This is a genomic window from Belnapia sp. AC561 (assembly GCF_979252845.1).
Map to the genome: position 1 here is coordinate 103,478 of NZ_CEEDBP010000016.1, position 22,072 is coordinate 125,549.

Below are 22,072 nucleotides of genomic sequence, written 5' to 3' on the forward strand. Positions count from 1 at the left end.
AGGAAAAGCTGAAAATAATGCAATATCAGCAGGATGCCCGGCGTCTTGATTTGTGGATCTTAACCAGACGATCCACGGGGTGGCAGCCTCGTGCGTCGATCATCACGCTTGGCGCGCAGTCTCGTCCCGCATTCGTGACCACACTCCCTCGCGCGCGACCTCGGCGGCGCCGATCATTCCGGACCGCGAAGATCGTCCGGAGCGCGGCGGAGACAATGCCGGCGTACTGCTGCGCCGCTCGCCTGTCGCCGCCCGAAGCCGGCGCTACAGCCGGCCGATATGCAACCCGCCATCGACATGGAAGGCATCGCCGGTCGAGAAGGGGATGGCCCCGCTCAGCAGGCCGGAGACCGCCTTCGCCACATCCTCCGCCTCGCCCCAGCGGCGGATCGGTGACAACCCCTCGGCGATCCGCTGGGTATAGCGCTCGGCGACCGGGGCGGTCATGTCGGTGCGGATCACCCCCGGCCGCACCTCGAAGACCGGGATGCCTTCCTCGGCCAGCCGCAGGGCGAAGCAACGCGCCACCATCGAGACCGCCGCCTTGCTGGTCGCGTAATCCGCCCGGTCGGCGCTCGCCAGCACCGCATTGACCGAGGAGATGAAGACCACGCCACGCGGCCCCCGCTGCGGCGCGCCCTTGGCCACCATGCGCCGTGCCAGGGCCTGGGTCAGGAAGAAGGGCGCCCGGGTATTCACCGCCAGGGCCCGTTCCCAGCTCTCGGGCGACAATTCCAGCAGGTCGCCCCGCACCAGGGAGCCGACGCCGGCATTGTTCACCACCGCCTCGATGCCCTCGCCGATGGCCCAGGCGGCCTCTGCCAGGGGCTCCAGCTTGGCGGGGTCGGCCAGGTCGCAGAGCCGGAAATCGAAGTCGCGGCCTTCGGCCACCACCGCCTTGCCGACCTCACGCGCGCCCTCCAGCTCGCGGTCCACGCCGAGGATGTCATAGCCCTGGCGGGCCAGGGCGAGGCAGATGGTCGCCCCCATGCCGCGCCGCGCACCCGTCACCAGCGCCACCGGCCGCTTCCTTGCCATGGCTTCCTCCCCCACCCGTTCCGCGCCAGGATGCGGCCCGCGCCGCATGCCGTCCATTGGCCGCGGGCGGGGCCAGAGGGATAGGGAGACATCCATGCCGATCACCGGCGCCGCGCGGGTCTTCGCCATCCTCGGCGACCCCATCCATGTCGTCCGTTCGCCGGCGATGTGGAATGCCGAGCTGGCCCGGCTCGGGCTCGATGCCGCCTTCGTGCCGCTGGAGGTCCCGGCCGAGGATTTCGCCGCAGCCTGGGCGGGCCTGACCCGCATCCGCAACCTCGACGGGCTGGTGCTGACCATGCCGCACAAGCAGGTGGTGGTGCCGCTGCTCGATGCGCTCGGCCCCATGGCGCGGCTGACGGGCGTGGTGAATACCGTCCGTCGCCGGGCCGCAGGCGGCTGGGAAGGGGACATGTTCGACGGCGAGGGCTTCGTCGCCGGGCTGCTCGGCGCCGGGCACGACCCGGCCGGGCGGCGCATCCTCCAGGTCGGTTGCGGCGGGGCGGGAAGGGCCATCGCCTTTGCGCTCGCCCGGGCCGGCGCCGCGGTGCTGGACCTGGCCGATGCTGCCCCGGGCCGCGCCGGCGCCCTGGCGGCCGAGGTCACGGCTGCCTTTCCCGCCTGCCGCGCCGCCACCGGCCTGACCGACCCGGCCGGCTACGAGATCGTGGTGAATGCCACGCCCATGGGCCTCCATCCGGGTGATCCGCTGCCCTTCGACCCCGGCCGGTTGAGCCCGCTCCAGATCGTCGCCGACGTGATTCCGAACCCGGAGATCACCCCGCTGCTGGACGCGGCGCGCGCGAAGGGGTGTGATGTGGTCACCGGCCGGGCCATGTTCGAAGGCCAGGCGCGGCTGGCGGCCGCCTACCTCGGGGTCGCCGGCTGGGGAGGATAACGAAAAGCCGATGTTCAGCGCCTATCGCCCGATCGACTGCGACGTCCATCCCATGGTGCCGGGGATGCGCGCGCTCACCCCTTATATGGACGAGTTCTGGCGCGACCAGGTGACCGAGCGCGGCATCACCACCCTCGACAGCCAGTCCTGGCCGATCCGCTCACCCAAGACCATCCGCCAGGACTGGCGCGGCGCGAATGGCCGCGGCGCCGAAAGCGTTGCCCTGTTGCAGAGCCAGTCGCTCGACCGCCTCGGCACCGCCGGCGCCATCCTCAATCCGCTCTATGGCGTGCAACTCGTCTTCAACGAGGACATGGCCGTCGCCTTCACCCGCGCCCTGAACGACTGGACCCGGGCGGAATGGCTGGACAAGGACGACCGCCTGCGTGCCTCGATCGTGCTGCCGCTGCAGAGTGTCGAGGAATCGGTCGCCGAGATCGAACGTCTGGCCGGCGACCCGCGCTTCGTGCAGGTCCTGGCCCTGGTCATGGGCGAGAATCCTTTAGGACGAAGGCAGTATTGGCCGATCTACGAGGCTTGCGTGAAGCATGGCCTGCCGCTCGGCATCCATGCCGGCAGTGCCTACCGGCATCCGCAGACCTCGGTCGGCTGGACCTCCTGGTATCTCGAGGAATATGCCGCCAACCAGCAGGGCTTCCAGAGCACCCTCGCCAGCCTGCTGACCGAGGGCGTCTTCGCCAAGTTTCCAACGCTCAAGGTGGTCCTGCTCGAGTCCGGCGTCACTTGGCTGCCGAGCTTCCTCTGGCGGCTGCAGAAGACCTGGAAGGGTGTCCGCTTCGAGATCCCCTGGGTCGATCGCCTGCCGACCGAGATCATCCGCGACCAAATCCGCCTCACCGTCCAGCCGCTGGATGCACCGGAGGAGGGCAATACCGTGGAACGGATCATCGACCATTTCCGTTCGGATGACATGCTGCTCTGGGCCTCCGACTGGCCCCACTGGCAATTCGACGGGGACGCGGCCATCCCGCCCGGCATCCCCGAAAGCCTGCTGCCGAAGCTGATGCGGGAGAATGCGCTGGCGACCTATCAGCGCCTGCGACAAGGAGCCGTGGCATGAACGTCGTTCAACCCATTGCATTGCCTGGAAAGCCGAAGGCCGCGACGCTTGGCCTGGTGGATGTCGACATCCATCCCCGCACCACCAGCCTCGAGGTCTTCAAGCCCTATCTCAGCCAGCGCTGGTGGGAGCATCTGCAGACCTGGGGCATGCGCGCGCGGCACGGCTTCACCGGTGGCCAGCCGCCATTTCCCAAGGCCCAGCCGCTGGCCGCCCGGCGTGACGCCTGGCCGCCGACCGGCGGCACCCCGGCCTCAGACCTCGACTTCCTGCGCTTCCAGCTGCTGGACAATTACGGGATTGACTACGGCATCCTGAATCCGCTGCAGCCCAGCGGGCAGGGGGACCGGAACAACGGCTTCTCCGCCGCCATGGCCCATGCCAACAACGAGTGGCAGCTGGACCACTGGCTGCGCAAGGAGCCGCGCCTTCGCGGCAGCATCGTGGTGCCCTACGAGGACCCGATCGCCTCCGCCGCCGAGATCCGCAAGCGTGCCGGCGACCCGAATTTCTCCCAGGTGCTGATGATGTCCCGCACCGCGGAGCCGGCCGGCAACCCGCGCTACTGGCCGATCTACGAGGCGGCGGTGGAGGCCGGGCTGCCGGTCGCTTTCCATGCCTTCGGCTATTCCGGCTGGGCCATGACCAATGGCGGCTGGCCGAGCTTCTACATCGAGGAGGTCAGCGAGCACGCCACCTCCTGCCAGAACCAGGTCATCTCCCTGGTGACGGAGGGCGTCTTCGAGCAATACCCGGGCCTCAAGGTCGTGCTGATCGAGTGCGGCTTCGCCTGGCTGCCCTCAGTCGGCTGGCGGCTGGACAAGCACTGGAAGCATCTGAAGTCGGAGGTCCCGCACCTGACCCGGCTGCCCTCCGACACCATCAAGGACCACATCTACGTCTCGACCCAGCCGATGGAGGATCCGGAGCGGGGCAAGCACCTGCTCGATATCTGCGAATGGGTCGGCTGGGACCACATCCTCTTCGCCTCCGACTATCCGCACTGGGATTTCGACGACCCGCGGGAGGCCTTGCCCGGCCTGATCCCGGTCGAGAAGCGCGCCGCCATTTTCGGCGGCAATGCGAAGAAGCTCTACAATTTCTGATCCAACGGCGTGGTCCAGGGCCTGGGGCACTGCCCCAGCCCTTTCTTCCTCGCCAGCCCTTTCTTTCTCGGGAGTATGGCTTGGCCAAGATCATCGTCGCCCCGGTGGCCGACATCCCCCCCGGCGGCCGCAAGCTGGTCGAGGCCGAGGGCAAGCGCATCGCCGTCTTCAACCTTGGCGGCGAGTTTTTCGCCCTTTCGGACCGCTGCCCGCACCAGGGTGGCAGCCTTTGCGCCGGACTGGTCTCCGGCCATGTCGAAAGCCCGGAGCCTGGGGTCTACCATTATGCCCGCCGCGGCGAGATGATCCGCTGCCCCTGGCACTATTGGGAATTCGACATCCGCACTGGCAAATCCTGGTTCGACCCCAAGCGGGTCCAGCTCCGCCAATTCCCCGCCCATGTCGAAGCCGGCGCCGCCCTGGTCGAGGGGCCCTACCTGGCCGAGACCTTCACCGTCCGGGTCGAGGATTCCTACGTGGTGGTCGAGGCCTGAGGCGGGCGAGGGGGGCTGGAATCCCGCCCCGATTGCCGGTAGTGAACCGCAATGGCCACTGTCCTCCTCATCATCCATCTCTTCGTCACCCTCGCCCTGATCGGCGTGGTCCTGCTCCAGCGCAGTGAGGGTGGTGGGCTTGGCATCGGCTCCTCCCAGGGCATGGGCTCCTTCATGGGCGGGCGCGGCACCGCCAACCTGCTGACCCGCACCACGGGCATCCTCGGCACGCTCTTCTTCGTGCTGTCGCTGACCCTGGCGCTGCTCGGCCGCGGCACCGGCCTGCGCGGCTCGATCCTCGACACGCCGCCGCCCCCCGCCGCCACCGCCCCGGCCGCCCCCGTGGCGCCGAGCGTCCCGACGAACTGAGCCCTTCCGGCGCTTGTGACCCGGCGCGGCCATTGGTCGCGATGGCTTAACTATTCCGCCCCAGTCTGGCCCGGCACAGTCGCCGGATGCCTCGCATGGACGAAACCCTGATCGCCGGTCGCTATGAAATCCGCGAACTGCTCGGTCGCGGTGCCGGTGGTACGGTTCTCGTCGCCATGGACCGCCAGCTCCGCCGGTTGGTCGCCCTCAAGCTGATCCGGCGGCCCGGGCTCGACCAGCCGGAAGCGCTCGAGGCGCTCCAGCGGGCCCTGCATGAGGCGCAGCTCGCCGGCCGGCTTTCCCATCCGAATATCCTGGCCGTGCATGATGCCGGCCGATGCACCGATTACGCCTGGATCGTGCATGAGCTCGTCATCGGCGAGACGCTGAAGGCCGCGATCGAGCGCGACGGGGCACCCGCCCTGCCGGAGGCCGTGCGGATCATGGGCGAGCTGCTGACGGCCCTGGCCGCCGCCCATGCCCGTGGGATCGTCCACCGCGACGTGAAGACCCAGACCATCCTGCTGCTGGAGCGGCCCGGCCCCGGGCTCGGCCGCGTCCGGTTGACCGATTTCGGCACCGCCCGCCTCGCCGAAGCCGGCCTCGCCATCCATGGCCAGGCCCCGCCCACCCCGGGCAGCCTGGCGCCGGAGCAATTGCGGGGCGCCCCCGTGGACCACCGGGTGGACCTCTGGGGCGCCGGCATCGTGCTCTATCAGCTCCTCACCGGCACCCAGCCTTTCGAGGGCGCGCCGGTCAGCGTCATGCAGGCCATCCTGGAGGACAAGGTGCCGCTGCCCTCGCTGCGCAGCCCCGGCCTGCTCCCCGGCTTCGATGCGGTCATCGCCCGCGCCCTGGCGAAACGCCCCGGGGACCGCTTCGCCGATGCCGAGTCGATGGCCGAGGCCATCCGAGTCGCCGCCATGCCCCCCAGCGTGCCGGCGACGCGCCGCAGCCACCCACAGGGGTTGATCGGCTTCCTCCGCCGCAAGCGCGCCTGATGAGCATGCAAGTCACACTGTTGCATGGCCGCTGTGTGACGCCACGGGTAGCCGGGACGCCGATCCGTCGCTAAGAAGGGCGCCCATGGCGCGGTTCGTATTCATCACCGGCGGCGTGGTCTCCTCCCTCGGCAAGGGCATCGCAGCGGCATCCCTGGGTGCCCTGTTGCAGGCGCGCGGATATAAAATCCGTCTGCGCAAGCTCGATCCCTATCTGAACGTGGATCCGGGGACCATGTCGCCCTATCAGCATGGGGAAGTTTTCGTCACCGACGATGGTGCCGAGACCGACCTCGATCTTGGGCATTACGAACGTTTTACGGGAGTCCATGCCTCGAAGGCGGACAACTGGACGACGGGTCGGATCTACTCGGATGTCATCGCGGCCGAGCGCCGCGGCGACTACCTGGGTGGCACCGTCCAGGTGATCCCGCACATCACCGACAAGATCAAGGAAGTGGTCCAGGCCGAAACCGACGGCTACGACTTCATCCTGGTCGAGGTCGGCGGGACGGTGGGCGATATCGAATCGCTGCCCTTCCTCGAGGCGCTGCGGCAGCTCGCCAACGAGCTCGGCCCGACCAACAGCCTCTTCATGCACCTGACCCTGGTGCCCTATATCGGCTCGGCCGGCGAGCTGAAGACCAAGCCGACCCAGCATTCGGTCAAGGAATTGCTGGGCTTGGGCATCCAGCCCCAGATCCTGCTGTGCCGCTGCGACCGGCCAATCCCGGAGAACGAGCGGCGCAAGATCGCGCTGTTCTGCAACGTCCGGCCGGAATCCGTCATCCCGGCGCTCGATGCCAGCAGCATCTACGGCGTGCCGCTGCAGTACCATGCCGAAGGGCTGGACCGCGAAGTGCTGCGGCACTTCGGCCTGTCCAGCTATGGCGAGCCGGACATGCGGCGCTGGGAGGGCATCGTCCATTCCCTGGCCCAGCCGGAGGGCGAGGTCACCATCGCCGTCGTCGGCAAGTACACCAACCTGCTCGACAGCTATAAGTCGCTGAACGAGGCGCTGACCCACGGCGGCATCGCCCACAACGTCAAGGTCAAGCTCGACTGGGTCGATTCGGAGGTCTTCGACGACCGCCGCGGCGACATGGCGGAGGCGGTGAAGCGGCTCGAGGGCGTCCATGGCATCCTGGTGCCGGGCGGCTTCGGCGAGCGCGGCACCCCCGGCAAGATCGAGGCGGTCCGCTTCGCCCGCGAGCGCAAGATCCCCTTCTTCGGCATTTGCTTCGGCATGCAGATGGCGGTGATCGAGGCGGCGCGGAACCTGGTCGGCCTCAAGGGCGCCTCCTCCACCGAATTCGGCCCCTGCGAGCATCCGGTGGTCGGGCTGATGACCGAATGGCTGCGCGGCAATGCGCTGGAACGGCGCAATGCCATGGGCGACCTCGGCGGCACCATGCGGCTCGGCGCCTATGCAGCGAAGCTGACGGATGGCTCGCTGGTGCAGCAGGTCTATGGCGGCCCGGCGGAAATCCAAGAGCGCCATCGCCATCGCTACGAAGTGAACGTGAACTACAAGGACCGGCTGGAGGAAGTGGGGCTGCGCTTCTCCGGCATGTCGCCGGACGGCGAGTTGCCGGAGATCGTCGAGTACCCCGACCATCCCTGGTTCATCGGCGTGCAGTTCCATCCGGAGCTGCGCTCCAAGCCCTTCGCCCCGCATCCGCTGTTCCGCGGCTTCATCGGCGCGGCGGTGCGGCAGTCGCGCCTGGTCTGACCCGGCAGGATCGGCCCGTCCCGGGCCGATCCTACGCATCGGTAATCCTAAAGTAAGCGCAGTGCCGCCATGGTTGCGGCACAACCGGCCGATAGGACTGATACGCCGCCGCTTGACCGCGGTCCCCGGCAAGGTCTCACTCGCGCCAAGCGTTCCAAAAGGAAACCGCCATGCTCCGGCGTCGCCTCATGATGATTGCCCTGCCCGTCCTCGCCGCCCCGGTGCTCGCCGGCTGTGCCCAGATGGGCATGGAACGGCCGGAACCGCCGGTGCCCGCGGCGCTGCGCTTCGCCGCCGCGCTCGAAGCCGCCGATCCCGCGGTCGATGCGGCCGTCGCCCGGATGGACGGCTTCGAGCGCATGGCGGCCCGCGAGGACAGCGCCATCGGCTTCGCCGTCGGCGGCCGCACCGCGCCGGCTTCCCGCTTCACCGCCGCTCCGGCCGGAGCCTCGGAGGCGGCCGGCCGCGTTCTCTCGCCCGCCTTCACCGCGCTCAGCGACTATGCCCATCTGCTGGCCCAGGTCGCCGGCGGCGAGCGTATCGAGGCCAAGCCGGGGCCGAGCGGCCGGCAGCTTGCCGCCGCCGTCGCCCATGGCCTCGACGCGGTGCAGGCCGCCAGCGGCACCCCGGTGCTGGAGCCGGTAAAGGCGGCGGGCCTCGCCGGCATCACCGCCCTCTCAGACATGCCGGAGACCATGACCCAGGGCGGCGCCCGGCCGACCCTGGCCGGCATGGTGGCCGCCGGCCAGCCGCATCTGCAGGCGGTGGCGGCACTGCTGCGCGCGGTCATCGGGCCGGAGATCGGGCAGGGGACCCGCGGCGCCATCCGCGCCCGGCGGGAAGCGCTGGACGCCCAGCAGTCCCGCTTCCTCGCCGCGCTCCGCTCGGATAGCCGGATCGGCGCCGGGGAGCGCTACAGCATCTTCCGCAGCGTCGCCGAGCTGCGTGACAGCGATCCGGCCCAGGGGACCTTCGCCGCGCTGATCGACCTGCTGAATGCGATCGAGCAGGCCCATGCGGCGCTGGCCGCCGATGGGCCGGATGCCGATGCCAAGGTCATCGGGCTCGAAGCCGCGGTCACCCGCCTTTCGCTCACCACCGAAGGCAGCCGCCGCGGGTGAAGCGGCACGGCCGGCGGCTGCTCGGCCTCGGGGCCGCGGCCCTGGTCCTGGCCATGGCAGTTGCCGGCTTCGGCTTCGGTGAGGCCGCCGGGCCCCTGGTCCTCGGCGCCGCGGGTGCCGCGGCGCTTGGCGGCGCCATGCTGGTCACCGGCGCCGGCACCGAGGATAGCGGGGATGGTGGGGGTGGCGGCCAGGCCGAGGACGACCCCGGCAACACCTCGGATGGCGGCGACAGCGGCGGCGGCGATGGGGGCGACGGCGGCGAATAGCCGACCTCTCACGCGGTTGAGCCCTTGCCCCCCGGCGGCCGGGCCTTTATCCGCGCGGTAATATCGCCCGGAGCCATCCCCCATGTCCGCCATCGTCGACATCATTGCCCGTGAAGTCCTGGATAGCCGCGGCAACCCCACCATCGAGGCCGAGGTGGTGCTGGACAGCGGCATCAGCGGCCGTGCCATCGTCCCCTCCGGCGCCTCCACCGGCGCGCATGAGGCGGTGGAGCTGCGCGACGGCGACAAGTCCCGCTACGGCGGCAAGGGCGTGCTGAAGGCCGTCGCCAATGTCGAGGGCGAGATCTTCGACGCCCTTTCCGGCATGGACCCGACCGAGCAGCTCCGCATCGACAGCACCATGCTCGAGCTGGACGGCACCCCGAACAAGGCCCGGCTCGGCGCCAATGCCATCCTCGCCGTCAGCTTGGCCACCGCCAAGGCGGCCGCCACCGACCTCGACCTGCCGCTCTACAAGTATGTCGGCGGCGTCTTCGCCCGCACCCTGCCGGTGCCGATGATGAACATCATCAATGGCGGCAAGCATGCGGACAACCCGATCGACATCCAGGAATTCATGATCATGCCGGTCGCCGCCGGCACCATGGCGGATGCGGTGCGCATCGGCGCCGAATGCTTCGCCGCCCTGAAGAAGGCGCTGCACGACGCCCACCACAATACTAACGTCGGCGACGAGGGCGGCTTCGCCCCGAACATCGGCTCCGCCGACGAGGCGCTCGGCTTCATCGCCAAGGCCTGCGAGGCCGCCGGCCACCGGGTCGGCGAGGATATCATGTTCGCGCTCGACTGCGCCTCGACCGAGTTCTTCCACGATGGCGTCTACAAGATGGACGGCGAGGGCAAGTCCTTCGACCCCGCCGGCATGGTGGACTACCTCGCCGCGCTCTGCGCCAAGTGGCCGATCGTCAGCATCGAGGACGGCATGTCCGAGGACGACTGGGCCGGCTGGAAGCTGCTGACCGAGAAGCTGGGCGGCAAGGTGCAGTTGGTCGGCGACGACCTCTTCGTGACCAACCCGGAGCGGCTGCGCCAGGGCATCGAGACCGGGACCGCCAACTCGATCCTGGTCAAGGTCAACCAGATCGGCACGCTGTCCGAGACCCTGGAAGCGGTCGAGATGGCGCATCGCGCCGGCTATACCGCCGTCATGTCGCACCGTTCCGGCGAGACCGAGGACAGCACCATCGCCGACCTGGCCGTCGCCACCAACTGCGGCCAGATCAAGACCGGCTCGCTCTCCCGCTCCGACCGGCTGGCCAAGTACAACCAGCTGATCCGCATCGAGCAGCAGCTCGGCACCGCCGCCCGCTACGCCGGCCGGACCATCCTGCGCCGCTGATGGAACCGGGTTGGGGCCGCGCCGACTGGGTCGCGGCCCTCTACCGGACGGTCCTCGGCCGGCCGCCCGAATCGGCCGAGGTCATCGCCTTCCACGCCAGCCACCATCCGGACCCGGCGAGGACCATCGCGGCCTTCGTCGATTCGGATGAGTTCCACGAATCGCGCCGCCGCGCCGCCGGCCTGCGGCGCCTGGTTGCCCATCCCGCCCCGGCGGTGCCCGCCGCGCTCCGGGTGCTGCTGTTCGGCGCCTATGGCAATGGCAACCTGGGCGATGCCGCCCAGCCCGCCGCCATCGCCGCCCTGCTCCGCGCCGCGACGTCGAGGTCCCTGGACATCCGCGCCACCACCTGGATGGCGACCGATCCCTATCCCTTTCCGGCCGCGCTGACCCTCGGCCCCGATACCATCCTGGAGCCCGCGTTGCTGGACGGCTTCGACCTCCTGCTGCTGGCGGGCGGCGGGCTTTTCGCCCCGCTGCATTTCCCGTTGCTGCACCCGGCCTGGCTGGCCTGCCTCGCCGCCAGCGGCCTGCCCTATGGGCTGCTCGGCGTCGGCGTCGCACAGAGCCTGGCGGCGGAGGCCGGGACGGATTGGCAGGCGCTGCTGGCCGGGGCCGCCTTCCGCAGCGGCCGCGACGGCACCAGCCTCGCCGCCATGCCGGGTGCCGAGTGGCTGCCGGACCCGGTGCTGGTCGCCGGCCTGCGCGAGGGAGGCGGCCAGCCACGCCCGGCGGCGCCGCCCGGCGCCCGCCCGCTCTGCATCGTCAAGCGCCCTGCCCATGCGTCCGAGGCCTCGTTCCTCGCCGCCGTCACCGCCCTGGGCCCGGCGGTCGATGTCGTCGCCACCGAGCCGCGGCGGGATCGCGACCAGTGCCCCGGGCTGCGGTATCCCGCCAGCATGGGGGAGCTGCGGCGCCTCTGCGCCGAGGCCTCCATCGTGGTCTCCGCCCGTTATCACGGCTGCATCGCCGCCCTGCTGGAAGGCGTGCCCTGCCTCGGCATCGGTCCCGGCAAATCGGCCACGCTCTTTGCCGAACTGGGCGCGCCGGAGCGCTTCCTGCGCCATGCCGGGGATCTCGCGCAGCATCTCGGCGCACCGCCGGAGCCCTTGCCGGCCGCCGCCTTCGACCCCTTCCGTGCCGCGGCCGATGCCACGCTCGCCGGCCTCGGCCGCCTGCTGGACGGCCTGACGCGTCGCCGCGAGGACACAGGTCTTAACTGATGCGGTGCCGGCCGCTTTCCGGCCTTGCCTTCGCCCCGCCACATCGGCTCCATGCACCGAGGCAGCCGGGGGGCCAATGCCGATGGACCATGATTCGTTCGGGCGCCGCCTGCGCCGCTGGTTGAAGGAAGCCGCGCCGCCGGTCGGTCTGGCCCTGCTTTGCGGCTATTTCCTGTGGCATTCGCTGGAAGGCGAGAGCGGCCTCTGGGCCCGGGAACGCCGCATCGCCGAGATCGACGCCGCGCGTGTGACCCTGGCCAAGGCCGAGTCGGAGCGGGAGCAGATGGAGCGCCGGGTGAATGGCCTGCGCGGCGACCGCATCGACCGCGACCAGCTCGACGAGCGGGCCCGCACCCTGCTGAACCTTGTCGGCAAGGACGAGATCGTCATTCCCTACGAGCCGTCCCGCCGCCTCTACTGAGGCGGCGTCCCCGGGGACCGCTCCCCCACCCAGCCCCAGCCATTGCCGCGCCCGCTCAGCCGCGCAAGCAGATCCTGTCCCGCCCAGAAGACCCGCACCGCCCGCCCTGGCCGGACCCCGCGCGCGAGCCCGGCCCAGGGCTGGAAGGGCCAGCCCCGGGCATAGCCCCAGATGGCGATGCGGCAGGCCGCGCCCTCGCTGATCCCCCGTCGGTGGAAGCCGCTGGTATCCGCGATCACCAGCGTATTGGCCGCGACCGCCAGCTTGCGCGGCGGTGGATAGCCCAGCCGCGCCAGCACCGCCTCCTCGATCCGCAGCGAGCCTTCGCCGGTCAGGCGGTCGGCATGCCCGGCCGCCGTCAGCGAGACCCGCCTTTCCCAGGCCAGATGCCGCCGGCTCGGCCGGTGCGAGCCGGGCACATAGGTAAAGCCCGCCGCATCCCCCGCCACATCGGTCAGGAAGAGCCAGGACTTCACCGTGGGGTGGAAGGTGTCGCTGTGGAAATGGCTCTGCACGTCGGGCGGCGCCTGCCGCACCCCACTGAACACCGTCTGCACGAAGAGATGCGGCGCTTGCCGGCAGGCGCCGACATAGTCGTGCAACCCGCGGTAGCGGCCGCCCGATAGCGCTGCGGCAGTCGCCGGCAGCCCGGGCAGGGTGACGCCGTCCAAAGGGATCAGCCGGGTCAGGCTATAGCCATCGATGAATTCCCGGGCCGGGGTCCGCCAGCTCATCAGCTCCGCCCGCATCCGGGCGAATTCCTCCGGTGGCAGGAAGTCCGGGATGGCGAGGTAGCCGTCGCGTGCGAAGGCCTCCCGGTCCGCGGCGGCGATCCCGGCCTCCAGCCGCCGCCGCCGCCATGCCGCCAGCCGCTGTGCCAGGCGCTTGCGCCCCAGATGCAGCCCCCAGCGGTTCAGCCGGGCGCTGCCGAGCACCGGGTTGTCGCGAAAGGACTTGGCGCCGGTGGCGACCGCCAGCATATGCAGCGGGGCCAGCAACCAGCGGCTCCAGGCGGGCATCGTTCGGGCTCCTGCGGCTCGCCGGGTTATCCGGGCCTTGGCCATGCAAGGTCAAGCAGCCGCTATCCGATGGGATGCTGCGGCATCCTGCGGCTGCGCGTTCCGATTCTTGCGCCATGCCCGGGTGTTCCGGCAATGGCGGCAATTGCTCCCGCACTGCACCAAAATCGACTTAACAGACATTTGGTTAATTGCCGTATTTCGTTGCGCCGTCTCGGTTTTTTCTGCACGTGCTCGCTTGTCGTTCGGGGTGCGCGCGCGTAATTCCATGCACCACGTCGTATCCAGAAGGGGAGGGGTCCGCATGGCCCAGGCAGCGGAAACCGCAGGCGCCAAACGGCGCACGCGGACAACGAAAGACCCTTCGATGAGCAGGGACCAGCTGCTCCAGGCCTATCGGGACATGCTCCTGATCCGACGCTTCGAGGAAAAGGCCGGCCAGCTCTATGGCATGGGCCTCATCGGCGGCTTCTGCCACCTCTACATCGGCCAGGAAGCCGTGGTGGTGGGCATGCAGGCCTGCCTGGAGCCGGGTGACCAGGTCATCACCTCCTACCGTGACCATGGCCATATGCTGGCGACCGGCATGGAAGCCCGCGGCGTCATGGCCGAGCTCACCGGGCGCATCGGCGGCTACTCCAAGGGCAAGGGTGGCTCCATGCACATGTTCAGCCGGGAGAAGGGCTTCTACGGCGGGCATGGCATCGTCGGCGCCCAGGTCTCGCTCGGCACCGGCCTCGCCTTCGCCAATTGGTACCGCCAGTCGAAGAACCTTTCGCTGACCTATTTCGGCGAAGGCGCCTCGAACCAGGGCCAGGTCTTCGAGAGCTTCAACCTCGCCGCGCTGATGAAGCTGCCGGTCATCTTCATCATCGAGAACAACAAGTACGGCATGGGCACCAGCGTGGAGCGCGCCAGCGCCTCCCGCGACCTGTCGAAGAACGCCTCCCCCTGGGGCATCCCGGGCGAGCAGGTGAACGGCATGGACGTGACCGCGGTGAAGGAGGCCGGCGAGCGCGCCGCCGCCCACTGCCGCGCCGGCAATGGCCCCTACCTGCTGGAGATGAAGACCTACCGCTATCGCGGCCATTCCATGTCCGACCCGGCGAAGTACCGCACGCGGGAGGAGGTGCAGAAGATGCGCGAGCAGTCCGACCCGATCGAGACCGCCCGCAAGGCGCTGCTCGACGGCGGCACCACCGAGGCCGAGCTGAAAAAGATCGACGATGCGGTGAAGGCCATCGTGCAGGAAGCCGCCGATTTCGCCCAACAAAGTCCGGAGCCGCCCGAGAGCGAGCTCTGGACCGATATCCTGGTGGAGGCACGCTGAGATGGGCGTCGAGATCCTGATGCCCGCGCTCTCCCCCACCATGACGGAGGGCAAGCTTTCCCGCTGGTTGAAGCAGGAAGGCGATGCGGTGAAGTCCGGCGACGTGATCGCCGAGATCGAGACCGACAAGGCGACGATGGAAGTCGAAGCCGTGGATGAGGGCACGCTCACCAAGATCCTGGTGCCGGAAGGCACCGAGGGCGTCGCGGTGAACAGCGTCATCGCCGAACTCGACGGCGGCGGCGGCGGCGCGGCCAAGCCGACCGCCCCTGGCCACGACACCAACCAGCCGCAGCAGCCGGCCCCGCCGGCGGCGGCCAGCCCCGAGGTCGGCGCGACCGCGAAGCAGGCCGAGGACCATGCCCAGGTTGCCAGCAAGGGTGCCGAATCGCGCCCCGAGGCCTCGGCCAAGGCGGAGCCGGAGAAGGATTGGGGCCCGACAAAGCCGATCACGGTGCGGGAGGCGCTGCGCGATGCCATGGCGGCAGAGATGCGCGCCGACGACACGGTTTTCCTCCTCGGCGAGGAGGTCGCGCAGTACCAGGGCGCCTACAAGATCAGCCAGGGCCTGCTCGAGGAATTCGGCCCGCGCCGGGTGATCGACACGCCGATCACCGAACACGGCTTCACCGGCATGGCGGTCGGTGCCGCCTTCACCGGGCTGAAGCCGATCGTCGAGTTCATGACCTTCAACTTCTCCATGCAGGCGATCGACCAGATCGTGAATTCCGCGGCGAAGACGCTCTATATGTCGGGCGGCCAGCTCGGCTGCTCCATCGTCTTCCGCGGACCGAACGGCGCGGCTTCCCGCGTCGCCGCGCAGCATTCCCAGTGCTACGCCAGCTGGTACGCGCATCTGCCCGGCCTGAAGGTGCTGGCGCCCTGGTCGGCCGCCGATGCCAAGGGCCTGCTGCGCGCCGCCATCCGCGACCCCAACCCGATCATCTTCCTCGAGAACGAGATCCTCTACGGCCAGACCTTCGAATGCCCGACCGCGGATGACTTCATCCTCGAGATCGGCAAGGCGAAGATCGAGCGCGCCGGCAAGGATGTCACCATCGTCGCCTTCAGCATCGAGGTCGGCCTCGCGCTGCAGGCCGCCGACCGCCTGGCGAAGGAAGGGATCGAGGCCGAGGTGGTGAACCTCCGCTCCATCCGTCCGCTCGACATCGACACCATCGTGGCCTCGGTGAAGAAGACCAACCGCCTGGTGACGGTGGAGGAGGGCTGGCCCTATGCCGGCATCGGCGCCGAGGTCTCGATGCAGGTGATGGAAGCGGCCTTCGACTACCTCGATGCGCCGCCGGTCCGCGTCGCCGGGCTCGACGTCCCGATGCCCTATGCGGCCAATCTCGAGAAACTCGCCCTGCCGACCATCGACCACGTGGTCGATGCGGTGAAGCGCGTGACCTACAAGTAAGGGGCAGGGACGATGGCAACGAATATTCTGATGCCGGCCCTGTCGCCGACTATGACGGAAGGCACCCTGGCGCGCTGGCTCAAGAAAGAAGGCGACCAGGTCAAGGCCGGCGACATCATCGCCGAGATCGAGACCGACAAGGCGACCATGGAAGTGGAAGCCGTGGACGAGGGCATCCTCGGCAAGATCCTGGTCGCCGACGGCACCGCCGGCGTTCAGGTGAACGCGACGATCGGCGTGCTGGTCGAGGAGGGCGAATCCGCCGATGCGGCACCTGCCGCCGCGCCGGCACCCACCTCGGCGCCCAAGGCCGAGGCCAACCAGTCGCCTTCGCAGGGTGCGGCTCAGGAAGGCATCAAGGTGGATGGCGGCAAGGTCGCCGGCGCCGCCGAGCAGCCGATCACCCCGCCGGCGCCGGCCGAGACGCAGGCATTGAACCCGCAGCCGATCCCGCCCAAGGCCAATGGCCATGACGGCGGCGACCGCGTCTTCGTCTCGCCCCTGGCGAAGCGCATGGCGGCGCAATCCAACCTCGACCTCTCCGGCATCACCGGCAGCGGCCCCGGCGGCCGCATCGTGAAGTCGGACATCGAGGCGGCGCTGAACAAGCCCGCCGCGGCGAAGCCCGCGCCGGCCCCGGCCCCGGCCCCGGCCGCTGGCGCGCCCGCGGCAGCTCCTGCCGCCGCCCCGGCACCGAAGCCAGCCGCGCCCACCGTCACCGCCCCGCATACCGCCATCCCGAACAGCGGCATCCGTAAGGTCATCGCCCGGCGCCTGTCGGAATCGAAGCAGACCATTCCGCATTTCTACGTGACGATGGACTTCGAGATCGACGCGCTGCTGAAGCTGCGCGCCGACCTCAATGCCAAGTCGCCGAAGGACGGGCCCGGCGCCTTCAAGCTCTCGGTCAACGACCTGGTCATCAAGGCGGTCGCCGCGACCCTGCGGCGCTTCCCCAACGTCAATGCCATGTGGACCGAGGACGCCATCCTGCAGTTCCAGGATGTCGATGTCTCGGTCGCCGTCTCGACGCCGACCGGCCTCATCACCCCGATCGTCACCAAGGCCGACCAGAAGGGTCTGTCGACGATCAGCAACGAGATGAAGGACCTCGCCGCCCGCGCCAAGACCGGCAAGCTGAAGCCCGAGGAATTCCAGGGCGGCGGCTTCAGCATCTCCAACATGGGGATGTATGGCGTGCAGTCCTTCTCGGCCATCATCAACCCGCCCCAGGCCGGCATCCTCGCCGTCGCCGCCGGCGAGCCGCGGCCGGTGGTGAAGAACGGCGCGCTGGCCATCGCCACGGTGATGACCTGCACCCTTTCGGTCGATCACCGCGTCATCGATGGCGCCCTGGCGGCGGAGTTCATGCAGGCGCTGCGCGGCGTCATCCAGGACCCTCTGAGTCTCATGTTGTGAGCCTGATGCTGTGAGCCTGGTCCTCCGCCCGGCCGGCGAGGCCGATGCCGGCCTGGTGCTGCACTACATCCGGGCGCTGGCCGAGTACGAGAAGCTGCTGCACGAGGTAACGGCGACGGAGGTCGAGCTCCGCCGCCTGCTCGCCGGGCCGCGGCCGATGGCGGAGGCGCTGATCGCCGAATGGGAGGGCCGGCCGGTCGGCTTCTCCCTCTGGTTCTACAGCGTCTCCACCTTCAATGGCCTCGCCTCGCTCTATGTCGAGGATGTCTTCGTCGAGCCGGCGGAGCGGGGCAGGGGCATCGGCCGCGCCATCTTCGCCCATCTCGCCGCCCATGCGCTGGCGCGTGGCTGTGGCCGAATGGAGTGGTCGGTGCTCGACTGGAACGCCCCCTCCATCGCCTTCTACCGCTCCATCGGCGCCAAGCCCCGCGAGGGCTGGACCTTGCAACAACTCAGCGGCCCCGCGCTCAACGCGCTGGCGGCCCGGGAGAGCTGACATGGCCGAACAAGCCTTCGACCTGATCGTCCTCGGCGGCGGCCCCGGCGGCTATGTCGCCGCCATCCGCGCCAGCCAGCTCGGCATGAAGGTCGCGTTGGTCGAGCGGGAGAACCTCGGCGGCATCTGCCTCAACTGGGGCTGCATCCCGACCAAGGCGCTGCTGCGCAGCTCCGAGATCAACCACCTGCTGCATACGCTGGATGCCTATGGCTTCAGCGCCGACAACATCACGTTCGACATCGGCAAGATCGTGAAGCGCTCCCGCGCCGTGGCCGGCCAGCTTTCCGGTGGCGTGAAGCACCTGCTGCGGAAGAACAAGGTCACGGTCTTCGACGGCCAGGGCAAGCTCGCCGGCAAGGGCCGCATGTCCGTCACCAAGGACGGCAAGCCGGTCGCCGATCTCGCCGCCAAGCACATCATCCTGGCGACCGGCGCCCGCGCCCGGACGCTGCCGGGGCTCAAGGCCGACGGCAAGCTGGTCTGGTCCTACCGGGAAGCGATGGTCCCGCCGACCATGCCGAAGTCGCTCATCGTCATCGGGTCGGGTGCCATCGGCGCGGAATTCGCCAGCTTCTACCTGAACCTCGGCGCCAAGGTCACGCTCGTCGAGGTGATGGACCGGGTGCTGCCGGTGGAGGATGCCGAGATCAGCGCCTTCGTCGGCAAGGCCTTCGCCAAGCAGGGCATGCAGATCCTGACCAACGCCAAGGTCCAGGGGCTGCGGAAGGCCGCCGACAGCGTCACCGCCATCATCGAGGCCAATGGCAAGGTCCAGGAGATCACCGCCGACCGCGTCATCTCCGCCGTTGGCATCGTGGGCAACGTCGAGGACATCGGCCTCGAGGGTACCGGCGTGAAGGTCGACCGCACCCATGTGGTGATCGACGAATACTGCCGGACCGGCGAGCCGGGGGTCTATGCCATCGGCGACCTCACCGGCGCACCCTGGCTGGCGCACAAGGCCTCCCACGAAGGGGTGCTCTGCGTCGAGAAGATCGCCGGCGTCGAGGGCGTCCATCCGCTGGAGGTCCTTAACATCCCGGGCTGCACCTATTGCCGCCCGCAGGTCGCCAGCGTCGGCCTGACGGAGGCGGCGGCCAAGAAGGCCGGGCATGAGCTGAAGGTCGGCCGCTTCCCCTTCATCGGCAACGGCAAGGCCATCGCCATGGGCGAGCCCGAGGGCCTGATCAAGACCATCTTCGATGCCAAGACGGGCGAATTGCTCGGCGCCCATATGGTCGGCCCCGAGGTCACGGAAATGATCCAGGGGTATACCATCGCCAAGACCATGGAGACGACCGAGGTGGAGCTGATGCACAGCATCTTCCCCCACCCCACCATCTCCGAGGCGATGCATGAGTCGGTGCTTGATGCCTATGGGCAAGTGATCCACATGTAGCCCATGACCACCCGCATCGAAATCCGGCACCCCGAGACGCCCCGCGACATCGTCCGGCACCCGGAGAAAGTCGGCCGGCCCGACAACCCGATCCAGCGCAAGCCGAGCTGGATCCGGGTCAAGGCGCCGACGCACCCGATCTACCACGAGACCAAGGCCCTGATGCGGGACAACCGCCTGGTCACGGTCTGCGAGGAGGCGGCCTGCCCCAACATCGGGGAATGCTGGTCGCAGCGCCACGCCACCATGATGATCATGGGCGAGACCTGCACCCGCGCCTGTTCCTTCTGCAATGTGGCGACCGGCATCCCGAAGGCGCTGGATGCGGATGAGCCGCGCCGGGTCGCCGAGGCGGTCGCAACGCTCGGCCTCCGCCATGTCGTGATCACCAGCGTCGATCGCGATGACCTGGCCGATGGCGGCGCCGAGCATTTCGCCGAGACCATCCGCGCCATCCGCGCCGCGACGCCCACCACCACGATCGAGGTGCTGACCCCCGACTTCCTCCGCAAGGAGGGTGCCCTGGAAGTGGTCGTCGCCGCCCGCCCGGATGTCTTCAACCACAACCTGGAGACGGTGCCGAAGCTCTATCCCAGCATCCGCCCCGGCGCCCGCTACTTCCACTCCCTGCGGCTGCTGGACCGGGTGAAGCAGCTCGACCCCACCATCTTCACCAAATCTGGCGTCATGGTCGGCCTGGGCGAGACCCGCATCGAGGTCCTGCAGGTGATGGACGACATGCGCAGCGCGGAGATCGATTTCCTGACCATCGGCCAGTACCTGCAGCCCAGCGTGAAGCATGCCGCGGTGGATCGCTTCGTCACCCCGGACGAGTTCGAGGATTACGCCCGCATGGCCCGCTCCAAGGGCTTCCTGCTGGTCTCGGCCACGCCGCTGACCCGCAGCAGCTACCATGCCGACAAGGATTTCGAGCAACTGGCCGCCGCCCGCGGCCGCAAGCTCGCCAGCGCCTGACGCCGATGCCGACTCACGCCGAGAAGCGTATCCTGCGCTACACGCCCGAGCAGCTCTTCAACCTCGTCGCCGATGTCCGCCGCTACCCGGAGTTCCTGCCCTGGTGCGTCGGCGCCCGGGTGGTCTCCAGCACCGAGACCAAGCTGGTCGCCGACCTCACCATCGGCTTCAAGATGTTCCGCGAGAGCTTCCGCTCCGAGGTCACCCTGGAGCGGCCGGACCGGGTGCTGGTGCAGTACATGAACGGGCCCTTCCGCTACCTGAACAACCAGTGGCGCTTCATCCCGGTCGAGCAGGGCACCCAGCTCGAATTCTTCGTCGATTTCGAGTTCCGGTCCCGCTTGCTGCAGGCGGTCATCGGCACCGTCTTCAACGAGGCGGTGCGGCTGATGGTCCGCGCCTTCGAACGCCGTGCCATGCAGCTCTACGGCCGCCCGGCCCCCGGCGCCGCCCCGGTCCCGGCGCCAACCGTCTGAGCCATCAGCGCCGCTGATCCGCGGCATCAGGATTTTGCGCTGGCCCGGCACCCCCGGGCCACGCCAGCCTGCCGGCCATGACCTATATCCTCTACGGTGACCGTGGCTCCGGCTCCGCCCCGGTCGAGATGGCCCTGGCCGAGATCGGCGCCGCCGTCGAATTGCGCGAGGTTCCTCTGGAGGGCGAAGCGCAGCTGGCGGAGGACTACCGCCGCCTCAACCCCATGGGCCGGATCCCGACCCTGGTGCTGCCGGATGGCACGGTGGTGACGGAAAGCCTCGCCATCCTGCTGACCTTGGAGGGGCGCCATCCCGAGGCCGGTCTGTTGCCGCCGCCGGCGGACCCTGCCCGCGCCATGGCGCTGCGCTGGATGGCGCTGATCGCCGGCGAATTCTATCCTTGCGTCACCCGCGGCGACTATCCCGAGCGTTTCAGCGCCGACCCCGCCCATGCCCCCGCCATCAAGGCCCGCGCCTTCGAGATGGGCCGCGACATCTGGCGCCTGGTCGAGCGCGAGGCAGCGCTTGCGCCCTTCGTCCTGGGCCAGCGCTTCTCGCTGGCGGATGTCTACCTAGGCTTCCTGTCCCGCTGGATGGGTGGGCGGCAGTGGATCCCGGCGAATTGTCCGAAGGTCGAGGCCATGGCCCAGGCCATGGCGGCGCGGCCAGCCATCGCGCCGATTTGGGCGAAGCACATCTAGGCTACGCCCGACCGTCAGAGGTGCAGCAGCTCCGGCGCGAGGAAACCGAGCCCGCTCAGCACCACGCCGGCGACACCCAGCACCACGCCGCCCATCGCCAGCAGCGGCACGCTGGTGATGATCGAGGCCGAGGCCAGCACGATCGCCACCTGGAAGGCAGCCGAGCCGAATTCATGCATGTGGTAGGCGGCCAGCGACCGGTCCCGGATCGCCTCCGCCGCCTTGGCCCGCGCCATCAGCTCCCGCCGTCCCTCGCCGGTCGCCGGCTCGCTTTCCCACCGGGCGGCGGTGTCCCGCCAGGCCTGCTGCTGGCGGGCGATAGCCTCCCGCACCGTGGCATCCGTCGCCGCCAGCCGGTCCAGCTCCGCCGCCTCGGCCGCGGTCCGCACGTTGGTCTGGCGGATGGTGCGGGCCTGGAAGAAGGCCCAGAGGTTGGCCGCCTCGACGTTGCGGGAGATGCCCTCGGTCTGGGCGCTTTTCGCGCCCGTCTCGGCGATGGCCAGGAACAGGGCCAGGATGGCGATCAGCAGCGCGATGCGCTTGTCGCTGCCGTGCTCGACATGGGCGTGACCGGTCATGGAATCCTCGTAATCTGCAACCAAGGCGGCCCATGCCACGCCGCGCCCGCTCTAGCTAGGTGGCGTCTTGCCACCGGCCCCGCATCGCCGCAGTTTCCCACCAGCCGCACAGGAATCCGCCCCGATGGTCCACGCCCCCGCCC

At 69.2% G+C, this 22,072-nt stretch carries 23 protein-coding genes; 20 read left to right on the top strand and 3 right to left on the bottom strand.

The window, feature by feature from the left end; genetic code table 11:
• Window positions 1–264: 264 nt before the first annotated feature.
• Window positions 265–1,167, bottom strand: coding sequence for a 3-ketoacyl-ACP reductase (locus AC0IW9_RS15075; protein ID WP_471649091.1), 903 nt, complete (start codon window positions 1,165–1,167; stop codon window positions 265–267).
• Here AC0IW9_RS15075 and AC0IW9_RS15080 point away from each other — a divergent pair.
• From AC0IW9_RS15080 to AC0IW9_RS15135, 12 genes are all read left to right on the top strand, one after another.
• The gene (locus tag AC0IW9_RS15080; RefSeq protein WP_471649092.1) at window positions 1,133–1,936 is read left to right on the top strand and encodes a shikimate dehydrogenase family protein; all 804 of its coding nucleotides are present in this window, start codon (window positions 1,133–1,135) and stop codon (window positions 1,934–1,936) included. The two genes, AC0IW9_RS15075 and AC0IW9_RS15080, sit on opposite strands and share 35 nt — an antisense overlap.
• A gap of 10 nt (window positions 1,937–1,946) precedes the next feature.
• Entirely contained in the window at window positions 1,947–3,017 is a 1,071-nt protein-coding gene (locus AC0IW9_RS15085; protein WP_471649093.1) for an amidohydrolase family protein, read from the top strand.
• Window positions 3,014–4,123, top strand: a complete 1,110-nt coding sequence (locus AC0IW9_RS15090) for an amidohydrolase family protein (protein WP_471649094.1) — start codon at window positions 3,014–3,016, stop codon at window positions 4,121–4,123. The genes AC0IW9_RS15085 and AC0IW9_RS15090 overlap by 4 nt, the downstream gene beginning before the upstream one ends.
• 80 nt (window positions 4,124–4,203) lie before the next feature.
• Window positions 4,204–4,617, top strand: a complete 414-nt coding sequence (locus AC0IW9_RS15095) for a Rieske (2Fe-2S) protein (RefSeq protein ID WP_471649095.1) — start codon at window positions 4,204–4,206, stop codon at window positions 4,615–4,617.
• A 51-nt stretch (window positions 4,618–4,668) separates the two neighbouring features.
• Window positions 4,669–4,986 carry a preprotein translocase subunit SecG gene (gene secG, locus AC0IW9_RS15100; RefSeq protein ID WP_471649096.1) on the top strand — a complete coding sequence of 106 codons (318 nt, stop codon included), beginning with the start codon at window positions 4,669–4,671 and terminating at the stop codon, window positions 4,984–4,986.
• A gap of 95 nt (window positions 4,987–5,081) precedes the next feature.
• Window positions 5,082–5,987, top strand: coding sequence for a serine/threonine-protein kinase (locus AC0IW9_RS15105; RefSeq protein WP_471649097.1), 906 nt, complete (start codon window positions 5,082–5,084; stop codon window positions 5,985–5,987).
• Between the two features lie 85 nt (window positions 5,988–6,072).
• Window positions 6,073–7,719: a CTP synthase gene (locus AC0IW9_RS15110; protein WP_471649098.1), complete on the top strand. Its 1,647-nt coding sequence runs from the start codon at window positions 6,073–6,075 to the stop codon at window positions 7,717–7,719.
• Between the two features lie 170 nt (window positions 7,720–7,889).
• A complete protein-coding gene (locus AC0IW9_RS15115; protein WP_471649099.1) occupies window positions 7,890–8,840 on the top strand; it encodes a hypothetical protein in 951 nt (316 codons plus the stop codon).
• The gene (locus AC0IW9_RS15120) at window positions 8,837–9,109 is read left to right on the top strand and encodes a hypothetical protein (RefSeq protein ID WP_471649100.1); all 273 of its coding nucleotides are present in this window, start codon (window positions 8,837–8,839) and stop codon (window positions 9,107–9,109) included. The genes AC0IW9_RS15115 and AC0IW9_RS15120 overlap by 4 nt, the downstream gene beginning before the upstream one ends.
• 82 nt (window positions 9,110–9,191) lie before the next feature.
• Window positions 9,192–10,469: a phosphopyruvate hydratase gene (eno, locus tag AC0IW9_RS15125; RefSeq protein ID WP_471649101.1), complete on the top strand. Its 1,278-nt coding sequence runs from the start codon at window positions 9,192–9,194 to the stop codon at window positions 10,467–10,469.
• On the top strand, window positions 10,469–11,692 hold the full coding sequence (locus tag AC0IW9_RS15130; protein WP_471649102.1) for a polysaccharide pyruvyl transferase family protein: 1,224 nt from the start codon (window positions 10,469–10,471) through the stop codon (window positions 11,690–11,692). The genes eno and AC0IW9_RS15130 overlap by 1 nt, the downstream gene beginning before the upstream one ends.
• A gap of 82 nt (window positions 11,693–11,774) precedes the next feature.
• Window positions 11,775–12,113 carry an FtsB family cell division protein gene (locus AC0IW9_RS15135; protein WP_471649103.1) on the top strand — a complete coding sequence of 113 codons (339 nt, stop codon included), beginning with the start codon at window positions 11,775–11,777 and terminating at the stop codon, window positions 12,111–12,113.
• Here the strand turns inward: AC0IW9_RS15135 and AC0IW9_RS15140 are convergent.
• On the bottom strand, window positions 12,107–13,132 hold the full coding sequence (locus AC0IW9_RS15140; protein WP_471649104.1) for a phytanoyl-CoA dioxygenase family protein: 1,026 nt from the start codon (window positions 13,130–13,132) through the stop codon (window positions 12,107–12,109). The two genes, AC0IW9_RS15135 and AC0IW9_RS15140, sit on opposite strands and share 7 nt — an antisense overlap.
• A 367-nt stretch (window positions 13,133–13,499) precedes the next feature.
• Here AC0IW9_RS15140 and pdhA point away from each other — a divergent pair, with 367 nt between their 5' ends.
• From pdhA to AC0IW9_RS15180, 8 genes are all read left to right on the top strand, one after another.
• Window positions 13,500–14,462, top strand: coding sequence for a pyruvate dehydrogenase (acetyl-transferring) E1 component subunit alpha (gene pdhA / locus AC0IW9_RS15145; RefSeq protein WP_471649105.1), 963 nt, complete (start codon window positions 13,500–13,502; stop codon window positions 14,460–14,462).
• Between the two features lies 1 nt (window position 14,463).
• A complete protein-coding gene (locus AC0IW9_RS15150; protein WP_471649106.1) occupies window positions 14,464–15,882 on the top strand; it encodes a pyruvate dehydrogenase complex E1 component subunit beta in 1,419 nt (472 codons plus the stop codon).
• A 12-nt stretch (window positions 15,883–15,894) separates the two neighbouring features.
• On the top strand, window positions 15,895–17,301 hold the full coding sequence (locus AC0IW9_RS15155; RefSeq protein WP_471649107.1) for a pyruvate dehydrogenase complex dihydrolipoamide acetyltransferase: 1,407 nt from the start codon (window positions 15,895–15,897) through the stop codon (window positions 17,299–17,301).
• Between the two features lie 10 nt (window positions 17,302–17,311).
• On the top strand, window positions 17,312–17,797 hold the full coding sequence (locus tag AC0IW9_RS15160) for a GNAT family N-acetyltransferase (RefSeq protein ID WP_471649108.1): 486 nt from the start codon (window positions 17,312–17,314) through the stop codon (window positions 17,795–17,797).
• Window position 17,798: 1 nt separating this feature from the next.
• Entirely contained in the window at window positions 17,799–19,199 is a 1,401-nt protein-coding gene (gene lpdA / locus AC0IW9_RS15165; protein ID WP_471649109.1) for a dihydrolipoyl dehydrogenase, read from the top strand.
• 3 nt (window positions 19,200–19,202) lie between these two features.
• Window positions 19,203–20,174, top strand: coding sequence for a lipoyl synthase (gene lipA, locus AC0IW9_RS15170; protein ID WP_471649110.1), 972 nt, complete (start codon window positions 19,203–19,205; stop codon window positions 20,172–20,174).
• Between the two features lie 5 nt (window positions 20,175–20,179).
• Complete coding sequence (locus AC0IW9_RS15175) at window positions 20,180–20,650, top strand: type II toxin-antitoxin system RatA family toxin (RefSeq protein ID WP_471649111.1); 471 nt, start codon at window positions 20,180–20,182, stop codon at window positions 20,648–20,650.
• Window positions 20,651–20,727: 77 nt separating this feature from the next.
• On the top strand, window positions 20,728–21,351 hold the full coding sequence (locus AC0IW9_RS15180; RefSeq protein WP_471649112.1) for a glutathione S-transferase family protein: 624 nt from the start codon (window positions 20,728–20,730) through the stop codon (window positions 21,349–21,351).
• A gap of 14 nt (window positions 21,352–21,365) precedes the next feature.
• Here the strand turns inward: AC0IW9_RS15180 and AC0IW9_RS15185 are convergent, their stop codons facing one another.
• Complete coding sequence (locus AC0IW9_RS15185; RefSeq protein WP_471649113.1) at window positions 21,366–21,929, bottom strand: DUF4337 family protein; 564 nt, start codon at window positions 21,927–21,929, stop codon at window positions 21,366–21,368.
• Window positions 21,930–22,072 lie beyond the last annotated feature (143 nt).